The following is a 14910-nucleotide window of genomic DNA, read 5'->3' on the forward strand; positions in this document are numbered from 1 at the left end:
AGCGGCATGCGTTTTCTCTGGATCTTTCTTGTGGTTGGCCTTTCGGCGCCGACCCCAAGCCTTGCGGATATATCGGCCCCGCAGACGCGGCCTGCCGTCGAAACGCCGCGCGAGACCATGTTACGCTGGGAATTGACGGTTCGGGCCGAGCCGGACAATACCGATGCCCGGATCGAGCTGGCACGGGCCCATCTCGCCCTTGGTGATGCCGACCGGGCCGAAAAAATGGCGGCGGCGGTATTGCTGCGGGAGGATCGCCCGGCGGCGCGGTTGATACTCGCAGAAGCGCAATTTCGCCAAGGACGCAGCGAAGAAGCCCTGACAACGCTCGACGGTGGCCAACGCCTCTCCGGCGGATCGGCGGATCTTGCTCAGCCCTCCCTACGCACCGTGATCGAGGCGGAGAAGGCCGTCACGGACGGCAAGCCGCAATTGGCTTTGGAAAAGCTGGAAGCTCTTCCGCAGAAGGGCGCTTACGCCTCCATGGGCAAGATGATTGCCGCGCGGGCGCATTATGCCCTCGGTGATCTGTTGGCGGCCCGTAGCGCGATCGACACGATTATTGGCGGCGACGGGGAGAGCATGACCGCCCTTCTTTTCAAGGCCCAAATTGCGCTGAGATCGGGTGATTACGGGGCCGCGCTGCGCCTGGCGCGGGGGATCGACGCGATCGATCCCGGCAATGTCACGGCGGGGGTCATCGCCGTCGAAGCCCTCTTGCGGATTGGTGATGAGGCCACAGCCCAAACAACCATTACCGATCTTGCCGCAGCGAACCCGGACGATCCGCGTCCGACCTATCTCAAGGCTCTGCTGCTGGCGGAGCAGGGCCAAATGAAACAGGCCGCCGACACCGTATCGAGCATCGAGCCCTGGCTTGAGCGGAGAGAAGGGGGGGCGGTCTTTCTCGCGCGGCTGAAATTGGCGGAGCAACGTCCCGCCCAGGCCGAGCAATTGCTGCGGGCCCGCCTGCGGGAGCAGGCCACCGATATCGCGGCTCGCCAATTGCTTGTGTCTATACTGGATGAGCGCGGCGAAGAGGCAGAGGCGGCGCGCGTCCTGGAACGCGGTTTGGCCTTTGCCCCCCGACACCCTGTGCTCCTCCGCCTCAAAGCCGACCGGCTGATCGACGCCGGAGAGATCGATGCGGCCGCGGCGGTGCTTGCGCCGCTCGGGGGGGCGGCTAACCAATGGCTGGCGCTACTCGACCGGGACGGCGACCCCGACCTCTTCACTCAGGTGCTGACCGCTATCAGGGCGGGCGAGGACGAGGAAGTCCTTCGTCTGGCTGCTGAAAATACGGCGCAGATTCCGACAGATCCCGTGACCGGCAATCTGCTCGCGGGCGCATTGGCGCAGACCGGCGAGGTCGAGGCGGCCCGTCAGTTGCTCGATCGGATTATCGCCGCCCATCCGGACGAGCTGGTGCTGATCGCCAATCGGGCGCAGCTCGACCCTGACGCCGACGCCCTCGTGACAGCGCTGGAAAGGGCCGTTGAGGCGGGGGCGCGGGACCCCGATATTTATGAGGCTCTTGGCCGTGAGCGATACGTTCTCGGTGAGATCGACCAGGCGCTTGAAGCGGCGCAGCGTGCCGCCGAGGCCAAAGAGGCGCGATTGGCGCAGCGCACGCTGCCCGGTCGGCTTTTATTGGCGGCCGGTCGCGCGGACGCGGCGCAAAAGGCGTTGCGCGCCGTCGATCTGCGGGAGACGGATTCAGCGGCCGAGCGGGCAAGCCTTGCCAAGCTCCTCCTCGCCGACGCCCCCGATTCGGCCGCCATTGCCGCCGCGGACCTTGACGGGCCGGGGGCTGTCATCCTCCGGGCCCAGATCGAGAAGGCGCGAGGCAGGTCCGACAGCGCCCGTACGCTATTGGTCCAGGGGATGGCCACCTATCCCCTGGACGCCCCTCTTGCCGAAGCCGCGCTGATCGACCTTGCGACAACCGATCTCAGCGCTGCGATGACGGCTTTGGAGGAGACGCGCGCGATCCCCACATCCCTGAAAGAAAGCTTGGCGCTCAAATTGTTCTGGGAGGCGAAGGACCGCGTTGCCTTTGCCGAAGCTCTGGCGAGCGCGACCCCTAGCCTGCCGCTTTTCACCGTCCGCGCGCGCCTGGCCGAGGCGAATGATCGTCTCTCGCTCTTGGGCGATCTTGAGGCCTATGTCTTGGCCACCCCCAATGATCGCGGCGCGCGGCTTCTCCTGGGCGCCCTCGCATTGGAGATGGATCGGGACGGATTGGCGGAAAAGGCCCTGACCACCGCCCTTGCTGATACGCCGGGGGACCCCTTGCTCCTCAACAATCTCGCCCTCGCCCGTGCGGACCGGGCGCCTCAAGATGCGCTAAGGCTCGCAAAAGAAGCGTATATGGCAGCGCCGACATCGGCGGATATTGCCAGTACCTATGCACAAATGCTGACGGCGACCGGCGATGCGGCGCGGGCGGGCCGGGTCGCGCGGCGGGCGCTCATCCTGCATCCAGAGCGTCGCGACCTCGATGCGTATGCTGCACGGATTGGTGCCCCAGGGTCTGAGGCTATTGGGGCTGAGGAGGGCGATCAGCCATGATTTCATCATTCTTGCACCTGATTGTCCGAAGATACGGGCAGGTGGGCAAAAGGGAGACAAAGGCCATGACCGTTCGGACCGTCTGGTGCGGGTGCCGGTGGATGATACTGGGCGCTCTGTTTGCGCTTTCCGCTTGTGCCGGCACATCGCCCCAACCCCTGGGCGGGACCGGGACAGGGGCTGAGGACTTTGCCGCGACCCCGCAATATCTCATCGGCCCCTATGATGAGCTTGAGGTCTTTGTCTGGCGGGCGGAGGAATTGTCCACCGAAGTGACTGTCCGTCCCGATGGACGGATTTCGACCCCATTGGTCTCAGACATGCTCGCGGCGGGCAAAACCCCCAGCCAATTGTCGGACGATATTGCCAAGGTGCTGTCGAAATATGTGAAAACCCCCGAGGTGACGGTTATCGTGGCGCGGTTTTCCTCGACCTTCGATCAACAGATTAGGGTGATCGGTGAAGCCCAGACCCCTCGGGCCCTGCCCTATCAGGCGGGGATGACCGTGCTTGACGTGATGCTGAGTGTCGGGGGATTGACTGAATTTGCCGCCGGAAACCGCGCAAAACTGATCCGCGGCCGGGCTGAGCAGCAAAAGGCCTATCAAGTGCGACTCGATGATCTCCTTCGCCAGGGCGATGTCTCCGCGAATGTCCCGGTCCTGCCGGGGGACGTCCTTCTCATTCCCGTCTCGCGGTTCTGATCATGCCGGGCGCCGATCTCCTCTCCAGTCTGCCGCGGCCGATCATCACTATCGTGATTGGCCTGTGGCGTCGGCGGTGGCTCATTGCCGGGATTGCGTGGCTTGCGGCCCTTCTGGGCTGGTCGGCGGTCGCGTTGCTCCCCGATCTTTATGAGAGCCGTGCGCAGGTCTACATCAATACGGACACGGCCCTCGACGCCACGATCAGCGATGTGGCGGTGAGGCCGAACCGCGAAAAGGGCGTTCAGGTCATCAGGACCCAGCTTCTGTCGAGCGACAATCTCGAAAAGGTGATCTATGCCACCGGCCTCGATGCCGAGGTGGAAGGGCCCGTGGACCTCCAGCGAAAGGTGGCAAGCCTTGCTGAAGCGATCCGGATCGAACAAACCCAAGAGAACTATTTCACCTTCAAATATGCGGACAAAGATCCGCAGACCGCACAACGGGTCGTGGCAACGCTCGTGGATCTGTTCATCGAACAGAATTTGAGCAACGCGACCACCGATGTGGGCCGGGCTGTCCAGAATCTTGACCGCGAATTGGCGCTGAAAGAGAGTGAGCTCAAGGCCCTGGACGATGAGATCGCGGTCTTCAAAAGTGTGAATGCTGACATTCTGGCAGCTGAAGAACGCAAGGTACGCCGGCGGGACAGTCGTGAGGGCGAATTGGCCCGCGTTTCGGACCTTCTCTCCTTGGCCCGCGCACGGGAGAGCCGTCTGGCCACAGCCCTGCGCGAAACCCCCCGCTATGCCCCCGGGGATGACCTCGACGCCCTAAAATTGCGCCTTGCGACCCTACAAAGCCAGTTTACCGATAATTATCCCGACATCGTGCGGCTCAAGGCGCAGATTGCCGAGCTGGAGCGCAATTCCTCCGCGCTGCCGGAGAACCCTGTTTATGCCGAAACGGCGAGAAGTCTGGCGGCGATCCGGGACGAGATCGCCGGGTTGATGGCGCAACGTGACCGGATCGAGGAGGAAATCGTCCATCTGGGCCGACAAGCGGCTGAAACCCCCGAAGCGGAGGCGGAATTGCAGGCCCTGGTTCGGCGGCGGGAGCAATTGGCCCGAACCGTCGACAACCTCGCCGAACAGCAGTCGCGGATCAGGATTTCATCGAATGTCAGCCGCGGTGGCGGGGCGATCAATTATCAGCGTTTTGAGGCGCCGAAGGTCGCGGCGGAGCCGACCTGGCCGCCGCGCGGTCTTTTCGTTCTCGCGGTGTTTGTCCTGGCGTTGGGGGCGGGGGGCGCTGCTGCGTTTCTTCTGACCCAGATCGACCGCACCTACACCCATGTCGGGCAGATCGAGAAAGCCTTTGGGTTGCCGGTTCTCGGTGCGGTCAGCCCATCAATCCCGGACGGCAGCCGCACCAAGCGTCTCATTCTGCTGCGCCATACCGGGCTTGCCGGCGCTTTTGGCGCGCTGCTTATCGCCTGCGGCAGCCTCTTTTGGTGGTACGAAATCTATGCGCCAGCGGCGCCGGATCCCACCGCCTTGGCGACCAATGCCGAGCCAGGGAGACTGCGATAATGGCTTCCGCAACCGTTTATGAAATGCCCAATGATCCGGATAAGGATAACAATTCTTCCGGCGGGACGCTGACACCTGGCCAAGGTCGCATCGCGCTCGACTTTGATCGTCTGCGTCGTGAGGGATTTTATGCTCCTTCGGCGAGTGCGACCCGCCTTTCCCTCGAATTGCGGGCGATCAAGCGCCGCCTTTTGCGGCGGATCGGCTATCGGAAACGATCGACCGGCAAACTGGATGTCGAGCGTTGCCGCAATGTGATCCTGATGACCTCGACCCGCCCCGCTGAGGGAAAGACGTTCACCTCGGTCAATCTTGCCCTCAGCCTGGCAAACGAAGACGGGATCAAAACCCTCCTCATTGACGGCGATATTCCCCGACCAAGGGCTCTCGCATCGTTGGGCGTCTCCTACGATCGGCCCGGCTTTTCCGATTTGATCGCTGATTATCCCCGCCACCGAGCGGAGGAGATGATGATGGCTGTTGAGGGGCTGCCCCTGACCCTTATGGGCCAGGGAGGTTGGTCCGAGCGATCCGACTCCCTCTTTGCCGCGGAGGAAACCGAGGCGGTCATCCGTGATCTCTCGCGCCAATTCCCCGAGCATTTGATCATTATCGACGCGCCGCCCGTGCTGGCGATGCCCGATGCCGTCCTGCTCGCGCGGGCCTGTGACGAAGTCCTCTTCGTGATCGAAGCGAACGCGACCCCGGAAACCGCCGTCGCCTCCGCCCTCGAAGAGGTGCTGGAAGTGAACGAAAATGTCTCCGTCGTTCTCAATCGCTGCCTGCTGGCCGAGCGAACGATCGAATATGGCTCCTATGACGAATATTATCGCCGCAGCGACCGGAGGAAGGGCTGATGGGGGGGAGGGGCTCACTCATCGGGATCGGCTGCGCCGTCGCGGCCTTAGGGCTTGCTTTCGCCCAGACAGCGCCCGTTCCGGCCACGCCGCCGCAGTCCATTACAGCATACGATATGACGGCCGGTCTGACCTGGTCTGACAATTATCGTCGCTTGCCGGAAAGGCGGTTGCGGACCGATATCGACCCCACCGTGCCCAGCGTGGCCCAAGTCACGGCAGATATCGATCCACCGAGCAATACGATCGCGACGGTGACGCTTTCGGGGACAACACTGGTCCGCCGTCCGGGTATTGAGGGGTATCTTGGCGGTGATCTGCTGATTGGCGGATATCTTGAAGGAACGGATCTCGAAGCGGATCTCGTGGGAACATCTTCCCCGGCGGCGCCCTTTGGTGCCACCCCCGATGCCCAAGGGCGGGTGTCGAGCTTTGGCTTCGGCGATCCGGACGAGGTTTTTATCGAGCCCAATCTGGCCGGCGCGGCCACGCTACGGCTCAAGGATAATCGCCTCTACGTAGACGGATCGGTCCTTGCCACCCAACAGAGCCTTAATCAGAGCTCCCTTCTGGCCCAGGAGAGCATTGGCGGCACGGGGGATGAGGTCACGCTTCTCGGCGCGTCGATCAGCCCTTACCTCGTATGGCGCGGCGATCAGGATATTCGCGGTGAGTTTAGGGTGACCGGATCGAGCGTTGTCACCCTGGACGATCAACTCACCAGCGCTGAATTCGAGGGGGTCGATAAGTATACAAACGATAGCCATGCCATTGTCGTGACCAGCGCTATTGATAGTGGCAATCGCTTTGGCAAGCTCCGGGTCGGGGCGCAATCACGCTATCGGGCGATTGACGAGCAGGGGAGCGATGTCCTTGCCGAGGTCGAAACCCGGGAGTTCAGTACCGAGCTGAATTGGGCGATCCAATTCAGCCAAAAGGTCGAAGCGATCTTTGCGGTCGGGTACGATGACATCACTCTGACGGCTTCCGACACCGCGGGCGCGGCGGACCAAGCTGTCTTTGCGGATGAGGAGGATCGGCTGACCGGCGGCTTTTACCGGGCCGGATTTGCCTATCGTCCCAGCGAGCGTACGCGGGTTTCCTTTGCCATTGGGGAGCGATTTGGCGAAACCGATATCCGCAGCGAGTGGGAATGGCGCCCGACGGCGCGGATGACGCTGAGCGGGCGCGCCTCGCGGCAATTCGATACCGGCGCCCAGAATTCCGTTGGGGCGTTGAGCGGGATTGGGCTCACCAATGAAGCCACCCTCGCGCAAATCCGCAGCCTGCGGTCTGCCTTTGCGTCGAGCTTGATCGATCAGGCTATCGTGATCGGAGAGGCGGTCTCCTCCCTGTCCGATCGTTTCGCGACGGGCCCGTTTACGATTGACGAGGTTGTCTTCAATCTCAGCGGAGATTTTCGCCGTACCGACCTGCTCTTCGGCATGAGTTTTATTCGCCGCACCTTTGGAGAGGATGTGGAACAGGCGCTCAGTGCGCGATTTGAGGCCGAACGGGCCTTGTCCCGAAAGCTGACAATGTCGGCGGAGGCTGCTGTGACGCGGACAGAGGGCGGGGAGGTGGTGGTTCTTTCCGATCCGTTGACGGTGGCGGCACGAGAAGATGAATTGGCCCAATATTATCGTCTCGGGGTCAATTCCCGCTTGGGCCGATCCTTATCTGCTCAACTCGATGTCGCCCATACGGTGAACGATGTCGAAGGGGCACCTGTGACTGGCACATCTTTTGATTACCAAGAAACAGCCATCACTGCCGCGATGCGTTGGTCATTCTAAGCAAGACTGGAATTCGCGGACGATAGGAGGAAGCGTCGATGTCGTCGTTGCTGTTTTCTGGTCAACCGGGCGAAGTCGGTTTCATTCAAACCGAACCGCACCGCCGGGCCGTCGCGCATGTCCTACAAGGGATCCACCAGGGGGCGGGGGCCGTCCTGCTGACCGGTGAAAAACAGGTCGGGAAAAGCGCTGTCTTTGTCTCCGCCATGGCCCAGGCCCAGGCGGCCAATCCCTCAATCATTGCCATCATTCTGAGCGCCTATGACATTGAGCGGAAGGGCGTGATGCCGGTCGTTCGCACAGCGCTCGAAGGCCGAGGGGTGTCGATGTCCGATGGCCTTGAGGGCGCCCTTGCGTCGCTGCGCGCCTCCGGACGCCTCCTCCGGCTTCTCATCGATAATGCCGATGCGCTCAGCGAAGGGTCGCTCGAAGATCTCTACGACATGATGAAGGCGGAAGAGGGGGCCGTTGGCGCGGCCCTGCAAGTGACTTTCGCCGGATCGGCTTCCTTGCGCCGCTTGCTCTACAAGAATGAGTTCGAGCCGATGCGGCGGGTGATCTCGTCCTCCTTCCATATGTCACCGCTTACGGAAAAAGAGATGCTTCTCTGGCTGCAGGACAGCCTGGGCGAAGCGGGCCTCGGCACGATTGCGATCGAGCAAGAGGGGCTTGAGCGCTTGATGGCAACGACCCACGGCTTTCCCGGCGCTGCTATTCCGGCTTTCCGCCTGGCGGTCGCCAAGGTCAGGCGCGAAGACCGCTCGGTGATCATGGCCGACGATATGCCCGACCCCTTAGCGGAGGAGAGCGGCGCGGTTGTGACGGCGCAAGAGACCGCGGCTGAGCCCGAGGCTGAAATACAGGCCTTTGATTCGGCGGTGCCGGACGATACGCCCGCTGAAACGGTCGCCCCGGCGGCCCCTGATGCCGCGTTCCCCTCAGAGGGGGAAACCACCGAAGATGATGAGGAAACGACTTTTATGAGTCTCAATTCCCGCCTCGAACAGCTTTCCCAGCCGGGTGAAGAGGCGCAGCAGGCGGGGACCGATGAGGAGGCGACCGAGACGGAGACCCCTCTCGAAAAGGCGCAAGCGGCGAGCCCGGCGGTAGAGACCGCCGAACCGGCCGCGCTGGAGACGGAAGATACCACGCCCCTGCCTCTGCCTGAGACCGGTGCGCAGGAAACATCCATGCCTGAAACGGCCGCCCCCGTTCGTGATCGTGCCGCAGATATGGCCGCCATCGACGCCTATGTCACAGATGCGGTCGAGCGGATTGCCGCCCTTAAGACGTCCTTGACCCAATTGCGCGACAAAGCAGAACAACTCGAGGAGAAGCATTTTGCATCCCGCGAACGGTTCACGGCGCGGTTGAGGGGCCTTCATGACAAGATCGAGCAGGTCGCCAGCGGAGATTGATCGCCGTCCTCTCCACGCTCTCTCCGTGGATGTCGAAGATTGGTTCCAGGTCTGGGCGTTGAGCGGCGCTATTGACCGGGACACTTGGGACGAAAGAGACCTGCGGGTCGACGCCAATATCGACCGAATTCTGGCGCTGTTCGACCGCCACCAGGTCAAGGCCACCTTCTTTGTCCTGGGATGGATCGCTGAGCGCTGCCCCGACATGATAAGGCGCCTGGCCACCGAAGGGCACGAAGTGGCCAGCCATGGCTGGGATCACCAAAAGGTTTTCGATCAGACCGAAACGGCCTTCTACGAAGATATCCTCAAAACACGGATCGTTTTACAGGAGTTGAGCGGGCAATCCGTTGACGGTTTTCGGGCCGCCGGGTTTTCCATCGATCGCCGGACGCCTTTCGCCTATGACGCACTTGCCAAGGCGGGGTATGGGTATTCTTCTTCCTCCCATCCGATTGCGCACGATCATTATGGGGATCCGTCTGCGCCCATGGAGCCTTATCACGTTTCGTCGGGGCTGGTCGAAATACCTGTTGCGGTGACGACGTTACTGGGCCGTCGGCAGACCTGCGCCGGAGGGGGATGGTTCCGCGCTATGCCTTATCTGTTGACCCGGCGATTGTGGCGCGGTCTTGAGGACAAGGGGCGCAGCGGTGTTTTCTATTTTCATCCGTGGGAGGTCGACCCAGACCAGCCAAGCGTCCCGGGCCTCCCCCTGAAAGCCCGCTTGCGGCATCGGTTGAACCTCCATTCTACCGAGAAAAAGCTTGATCGCCTGTTGGGGGAGTTTAACTGGACACGGATCGATAAAGTCTTTGCGTCTTCCCTCGCCGACAATACTCAATCAGCCGCATGACGAATGGGCTGACTATTCGCCGGGCTGGGCCAGAGGATGCGCAGCGATGGGATGACTATGTCGCGACCTCGGGCAGTTTCTTTCACCGCTGGGGATGGGGGGCGGCGGCGCAGTCAGTCTATGGCCATGAAGCTGTTTATCTCCTCGCCGAGCGGGGCGGACGGATTGTGGGCGGCCTGCCTCTGATCGACAGGCGCTCCTGCCTCCTCGGACGGGCGCTGATTTCGGTGGGCTTTACCACCGGGGGCGGCGTCCTTGCGGAACGGCAGTCAGATGGCCTTGCGCTTCTCGAGGCGGCGGAGGGGGAGGCGCGGGATCGCGGCGCAGGCTATATCGAATTGCGATCCCCCTTCGGGACCGCCGATCTGTGGGCGGAGAAAACCGATATCTATGAGGGATTTGAGACGGCCATCATCAGCGACGAAGCCGATCGCCTCAAATCCATTCCCCGAAAAAAGCGCGCCGACATTCGCAAGGCGATCGCGGCCGCAAAGAATGGCGATCTGACGCTCTCTCACAATGAGGATCTAGGCCTGTTCTGGCAGCATTTTGCCATAGCGCAGCGCGATCTTGGGACCCCTGTGTTCCCCGCCAGGTGGCTGACAAGCTTGAAAGCCGCGTTCGGCGAAGACATGTCGTGTACGATTATTCGGTCCAATGACGCGCCGCTGGCGGGGGTTGTGACCTATCGACATCGGCGGACCTATCATCTCTATCACGCTTTTGTTTCCCCCGCGGCAAGGCGTACCCATGCGGGGGATTATCTTTATTGGTCCATGATGGGGAAGGCCGCGTCGGAGGGAATTGAGACATTTGACTTGGGCCGGTCGAAACGGGGGACAGGGTCCCATGCTTACAAGACCTATTGGGGGTTTGTCCCGCAGCCCCTGATTTATCAGTACAGGATGATGAACGGCGGCCCCCTGCCTAACGTCAATCCACATAATCCGAAATTTGCGTTGTTTGCGGCAGGCTGGAAGCATCTGCCTCTGCCCGTTGCCCGGCATTTGGGACCGGTTCTCGCCGGCCATCTGGCGTGACCGCCATGTCCGAGAAGCCGCGCCTCCTCTATTTAACGCCGCGTCTGCCCTTCCCCCCGGATAAGGGGGACAAGATCCGGTCGTTCCATGTATTGCGCCATCTGTGCACGAAATATCGCGTCAGCCTTGGGGCCTTTGTCGACGATAAGGAAGATTATCCGCTGTGCTCTCAGATCGCCGGCATGTGCGAGCGGTCGTTCTTTCGCCGCCGTCCCAAGGGGATACCCCCGCTCCAGGCGCTCAAGGGGGCGGCACGCGGTCAGGCCTTGTCTATCGCTTGGTACGAAGATCGGCAGATGCGGCGCTGGGTGGCCGCTCAGCGGGGGGAGGGCCTGGCGGCGGAGGTGATCTTTTCGAGTGCCCTTGTGCCCTATGCCGAGGGGGCCCGCGCCCCGGTGCTGATCGATCTCGTTGACGCCGATAGCGCCAAATGGGCGGCCTATGGCCGGGAGGGGGCGTGGTGGCGGCGGCCGATCTATTGGCACGAAGCGCACCGGGTCGCCGCCATGGAAGCGCGCTCTCTCTCCCTTGCGGCAAAGGTCTTCGCCATTTCCCCGAACGAAGCCGCGGTCATCACAGCGGGGGCGGGGCGACCGGAGGGGAGCGCTGATTGGTTCGGGAACGGGATAGATCCTGATGAATGGTCGGTCGAAGCCCTCGGCGCCGCGCCCTCGGCGCCCGCCGTCGAGTTGATCTTCACCGGGCGGATGAACTACCCCCCTAATGTCGAGGCCGTGACGCAGTTCGCGACCAAAGTCTGGCCCGATCTACGGCGGGCGCATCCTAATCTCACCTGGGGGATCGTCGGGGCGGATCCGGCCCCGGCCGTCACGGCCCTCGCAAGGATGCCGGGCATCACCGTGACGGGGCGCGTGGCCGATATGCGCCCCTATTTGGCCGCAGCAACGATCGCGATAGCGCCTCTCGCTATTGCGCGAGGGGTACAAAATAAGGTGCTGGAGGCGATGGCGATGGAGCGACCGGTCGTGGCAAGCTCTGGGGCTGCTGCGGGATTACCGGTGAGGGCAGGGCGGGACCTCTTGCTCGCCGACAGCCCCGATGAATGGGGGTCGGTGCTGTCGCGTCTCCTCCGCCATCCGGAAGAGCGCGCGAGTCTTGCGCAATCGGGACGGCGTTTCGTGGAGACGTCGGCAGGGTGGCCCGACCAACTGGCGCGGCTCGACCGGCGGCTGGAAGAGGTCATCAAATAGGCACAGCGCTTTCCTCTGCAGTGCAAAAAGTTTATGGTTAAAGGTGAGGGCATAGCGAGGGCTTTATCATGATCCGCATTCTTCTGGCGTTGGCGATTGCCGCGACCGCCTATCTTGGGCCTTGGGTCTGGGACCGTTCCGGGGCGCTTTTTGAGGGCGGGTTCTCTCAAGAAGCAGCTGTGTCCGGGGCGGTCTTCATTGCGGATACGGTGGAATGCGCTCGGCAAGGCACGTTCAGTGTCGCCGGGGCCTGTGCGCCCGAGCAGGAGATCTTCGGCAAACTGATCGTCGGGACGATTGCCCTGGCTCTTCTTTCGGCGGTGATCAGCCTTTTGGGTCTGCTGCCATTAGTGGGGCGGCTGACCAGTATCATCACCATATTCTCAGGACTGGTCGCGCTGATCACATTCGCCTTTTTCGGCAAAGAACTGATCGTCGCCGAGACGGCCTCGCTCGCCTATTTTGGGTGGGGTGCCTATGCCACCGCCGTTTTTGGATTTCTCACAATCCTTGCGGGCATTGCCGGTCTTGGCGGGGATGGGGACTGACCCCTCCCGCCTTCCGCCCCCTGGGGTATTGCCTCACGGCCACGCTGTCAGGGGCGGCAAGCTCGACAATATCGATTCCACATTGCCGCCGGTCTTCAATCCGAAGGTCGTCCCCCGGTCGTAGAGCAAGTTGAATTCGGCATAGCGTCCGCGCTGACGCAGCTGTAATTGTCGGTCTTCTTCGGACCAAGGGGTCTCCAGCCGCCGGTGGACAAGCGCGGGATAGCTGTCGAGAAAAGCCAGACCGACATCCTTGGTGAAGGCGAAATCATCCTCCCAATCCCCTGAATTGTGGTGATCGTAGAAGATCCCCCCTACGCCGCGCGGCTCCCCCCGATGGGGCAGGAAGAAATACGTGTCGCACGCTTCTTTGAACCGGGCGAAGTAATGTGGATCGCGACGGTCGCAGGCGCCTCGCATGGCGTCGAGGAAGAACCGCGCGTCCTCATGGTCCTCATCGCGATAGGCCGGATGCATGGGGTTCAGATCGCCGCCCCCCCCGAACCAGCATTTCGTGGTCACGATCATGCGGGTGTTCATGTGGGCCGCTGGGACATGGGGGTTGAGGGGATGGGCGATCAAGCTGATGCCCGACGCCCAGAACCGCGGATCCTCTTCGGCGCCGGGGATCTGACTGCGGAACTCAGGGGAAAATTCTCCGAAAACGGTCGATACATGGATGCCCGCTTTCTCAAAGACCCGACCATGCAGCATGCCCATGACACCGCCGCCTTGATCCTCCGTCCCGTCACCGCGGCGCCAAGGGGTAAGGGTGAAACGACCCGCCGGCTGATCGCCGTATAAGGCCTCGCTCCCTTTATCTTCGATGGCCTCGAAGGCAGCGACGATTTTATCGCGGAGGGTTTCGAACCAGGCTTTCGCCTTGGCTTGCCGTGGGGGCAGGTCGGGGTCGCTCATCGTTATTCCTTTGGGCCGGACGTAAGGTCCCTTTTAACGACACGTCTCTAAGGTGCGCAGAGGGGAAATTCATTGCGCACTATCAAGGTCCTCATTCTGGCGTCCATGGCCACTCTGTTCGCCGCCGCCGGCGACAATGCGGAGGCGCAATCGGCTGTGGCTGTCGTGCCCTCGGCCGCCGACGATCACCCAACGCCCCTTCCTGGGGTGCGCCGTCATCGGGGCCAGACCCGCGCCATGGTCGATTTCCAAGAGGGGCTGACGGATGATGCGGTGAATTTACTGACCGCCTATCAACGGGGAGGGCTGAGGCCGAACCGTCTCTATGTCGGCGGCTATTTGCGGGGCGGACTTTATAGCGAGCGCACGAACACCGCGGGCAAGTTTCCCATCCTTTCTCGTTTTCCCACGCAACATGATGCGGATAAGGACAACACGGACGCCATCACCCAGAATGCCGTCCTGACGGCGACAGCGAATTGGCAGCGTTGGCTGAGCGCATATGGCCAGGTTGAGTATTCGGAAGTCTTTTTCAATCCTGATCGAGACGACATTCAGCTTCGTGAAGCCTATGTCGTCGTTGGGGATCTCAACCGCTTTCCGGTCTATGCGGCGGTGGGGCGGAAGACGATCGATTTCGGCGAGTTCGATACGTTCACCCCTTTCACGCACTCAGTAAACCAACATTATTTCTGGGCGCTATCCGAGACCCCCGTTCTTGAACTCGGCTATGTTCACCGCGGCTTCCGAGCTTCTGCGTCCGTGTTTTCCGGTGAACGGCAGATCCGTGTGGCCTATGCCGCCGACGGCGATGATTTCGGGGACAATTTCGCGCTGAAAGCGTCTCAAATTCTCAGCCTTGAGCGGTTGAGGGGCACGGTCCAGCTCTCTGCGAGTTACCTTCACGATTCGATTTATAACAATAATTTCACGGCCCATACGCGTCAGGCCATTGCCCGCGGCGGGCCGCCCAATGCGCCCCTGTTCCCGACGATTTTCGAGCAGGAGCGCCTCGGCCTGGCGAGCCTTTCTTCAGTGTTCCGGGGGGAAATAATCGATTTCGGCGTGGAGTGGACCCGGGCGATGGGTACCTGGCCGGCAACCTCCTTCGATGCCCGCACCGGCGAGCAATATGAGGATGTCCCCCCCCTCCAGGCCATCACTGTCCAGAGCCGGGTTCGCTTCCCCCTTGCCGGTCGTGAAGCGCGCCTGGCGACTGTATTCAGCCAAGGCATCTTTGGCCCTGAAGAAACCGCGTTCGACCATGCCGAACAGCATTCCGCTGCCGCGGAATGGCAGGTGACGCCCTGGGCGCGCATGGGGGTCGAATATATCTACAATAATGGGTTTCAACCCTTTGTCGGCATTCAGGATGTCTCGGACACGAGCGTAGAAAGCCACACCGTGATCCTGGGCGGGAACGCAGTTTTCTAGCATTTCGGGGTCGCAAGGCCTGACA

General features: G+C 61.9%; 12 protein-coding genes. 11 read left to right on the plus strand and 1 reads right to left on the minus strand.

Going from position 1 to position 14910, the window contains the following annotated elements:
- Positions 1-6: 6 nt before the first annotated feature.
- The 10 genes from PB2503_RS09935 to PB2503_RS09990 all read left to right on the plus strand — a co-directional run bounded on the left by PB2503_RS09935 (position 7) and on the right by PB2503_RS09990 (position 12533).
- A complete protein-coding gene (locus PB2503_RS09935) occupies positions 7-2571 on the plus strand; it encodes a tetratricopeptide repeat protein (RefSeq protein ID WP_013301126.1) in 2565 nt (854 codons plus the stop codon).
- 65 nt (positions 2572-2636) lie between these two features.
- The gene (locus tag PB2503_RS09940) at positions 2637-3275 is read left to right on the plus strand and encodes an XrtA/PEP-CTERM system exopolysaccharide export protein (RefSeq protein WP_041535575.1); all 639 of its coding nucleotides are present in this window, start codon (positions 2637-2639) and stop codon (positions 3273-3275) included.
- A 2-nt stretch (positions 3276-3277) separates the two neighbouring features.
- Positions 3278-4807, plus strand: coding sequence for an XrtA system polysaccharide chain length determinant (locus PB2503_RS09945; RefSeq protein ID WP_013301128.1), 1530 nt, complete (start codon positions 3278-3280; stop codon positions 4805-4807).
- The gene (locus tag PB2503_RS09950; protein WP_013301129.1) at positions 4807-5664 is read left to right on the plus strand and encodes an AAA family ATPase; all 858 of its coding nucleotides are present in this window, start codon (positions 4807-4809) and stop codon (positions 5662-5664) included. Before PB2503_RS09945 ends, PB2503_RS09950 begins: the two co-directional genes overlap by 1 nt.
- Positions 5664-7460, plus strand: a complete 1797-nt coding sequence (locus PB2503_RS09955; RefSeq protein ID WP_013301130.1) for a porin family protein — start codon at positions 5664-5666, stop codon at positions 7458-7460. Before PB2503_RS09950 ends, PB2503_RS09955 begins: the two co-directional genes overlap by 1 nt.
- Before the next feature lie 38 nt (positions 7461-7498).
- The gene (locus PB2503_RS14060) at positions 7499-8878 is read left to right on the plus strand and encodes an ATP-binding protein (RefSeq protein WP_013301131.1); all 1380 of its coding nucleotides are present in this window, start codon (positions 7499-7501) and stop codon (positions 8876-8878) included.
- Positions 8844-9734 carry an XrtA system polysaccharide deacetylase gene (locus PB2503_RS09975; protein ID WP_049782002.1) on the plus strand — a complete coding sequence of 297 codons (891 nt, stop codon included), beginning with the start codon at positions 8844-8846 and terminating at the stop codon, positions 9732-9734. Before PB2503_RS14060 ends, PB2503_RS09975 begins: the two co-directional genes overlap by 35 nt.
- Positions 9731-10774 (plus strand): FemAB family XrtA/PEP-CTERM system-associated protein, encoded by a 1044-nt coding sequence (locus PB2503_RS09980; protein ID WP_013301133.1) that lies wholly within the window; start codon positions 9731-9733, stop codon positions 10772-10774. Before PB2503_RS09975 ends, PB2503_RS09980 begins: the two co-directional genes overlap by 4 nt.
- A gap of 5 nt (positions 10775-10779) precedes the next feature.
- Entirely contained in the window at positions 10780-11985 is a 1206-nt protein-coding gene (locus tag PB2503_RS09985; RefSeq protein ID WP_013301134.1) for a TIGR03087 family PEP-CTERM/XrtA system glycosyltransferase, read from the plus strand.
- Positions 11986-12053: 68 nt separating this feature from the next.
- Positions 12054-12533, plus strand: coding sequence for a hypothetical protein (locus PB2503_RS09990; protein ID WP_013301135.1), 480 nt, complete (start codon positions 12054-12056; stop codon positions 12531-12533).
- A 33-nt stretch (positions 12534-12566) separates the two neighbouring features.
- Here PB2503_RS09990 and hemF read toward each other — a convergent pair whose 3' ends face one another.
- Positions 12567-13451, minus strand: coding sequence for an oxygen-dependent coproporphyrinogen oxidase (hemF, locus tag PB2503_RS09995; RefSeq protein ID WP_013301136.1), 885 nt, complete (start codon positions 13449-13451; stop codon positions 12567-12569).
- Positions 13452-13523: 72 nt separating this feature from the next.
- Between hemF and PB2503_RS10000 the strand changes: the two genes are divergently transcribed.
- A complete protein-coding gene (locus tag PB2503_RS10000) occupies positions 13524-14885 on the plus strand; it encodes an LbtU family siderophore porin (RefSeq protein ID WP_013301137.1) in 1362 nt (453 codons plus the stop codon).
- Positions 14886-14910: the final 25 nt, after the last annotated feature.

It is taken from the genome of Parvularcula bermudensis HTCC2503 (assembly GCF_000152825.2).
Taxonomy (GTDB): Bacteria; Pseudomonadota; Alphaproteobacteria; order Caulobacterales; family Parvularculaceae; genus Parvularcula; species Parvularcula bermudensis.

Bases quoted from the DNA above. Each gene is read 5' to 3' on its own strand.
- PB2503_RS09935 (WP_013301126.1), top strand. From the start codon at position 7: ATGCGTTTTCTCTGGATCTTTCTTGTGGTTGGCCTTTCGGCGCCGACC.
- PB2503_RS09940 (WP_041535575.1), top strand. From the start codon at position 2,637: ATGACCGTTCGGACCGTCTGGTGCGGGTGCCGGTGGATGATACTGGGC.
- PB2503_RS09945 (WP_013301128.1), top strand. From the start codon at position 3,278: ATGCCGGGCGCCGATCTCCTCTCCAGTCTGCCGCGGCCGATCATCACT.
- PB2503_RS09950 (WP_013301129.1), top strand. From the start codon at position 4,807: ATGGCTTCCGCAACCGTTTATGAAATGCCCAATGATCCGGATAAGGAT.
- PB2503_RS09955 (WP_013301130.1), top strand. From the start codon at position 5,664: ATGGGGGGGAGGGGCTCACTCATCGGGATCGGCTGCGCCGTCGCGGCC.
- PB2503_RS14060 (WP_013301131.1), top strand. From the start codon at position 7,499: ATGTCGTCGTTGCTGTTTTCTGGTCAACCGGGCGAAGTCGGTTTCATT.
- PB2503_RS09975 (WP_049782002.1), top strand. From the start codon at position 8,844: ATGACAAGATCGAGCAGGTCGCCAGCGGAGATTGATCGCCGTCCTCTC.
- PB2503_RS09980 (WP_013301133.1), top strand. From the start codon at position 9,731: ATGACGAATGGGCTGACTATTCGCCGGGCTGGGCCAGAGGATGCGCAG.
- PB2503_RS09985 (WP_013301134.1), top strand. From the start codon at position 10,780: ATGTCCGAGAAGCCGCGCCTCCTCTATTTAACGCCGCGTCTGCCCTTC.
- PB2503_RS09990 (WP_013301135.1), top strand. From the start codon at position 12,054: ATGATCCGCATTCTTCTGGCGTTGGCGATTGCCGCGACCGCCTATCTT.
- hemF (WP_013301136.1), bottom strand. From the start codon at position 13,451: ATGAGCGACCCCGACCTGCCCCCACGGCAAGCCAAGGCGAAAGCCTGG.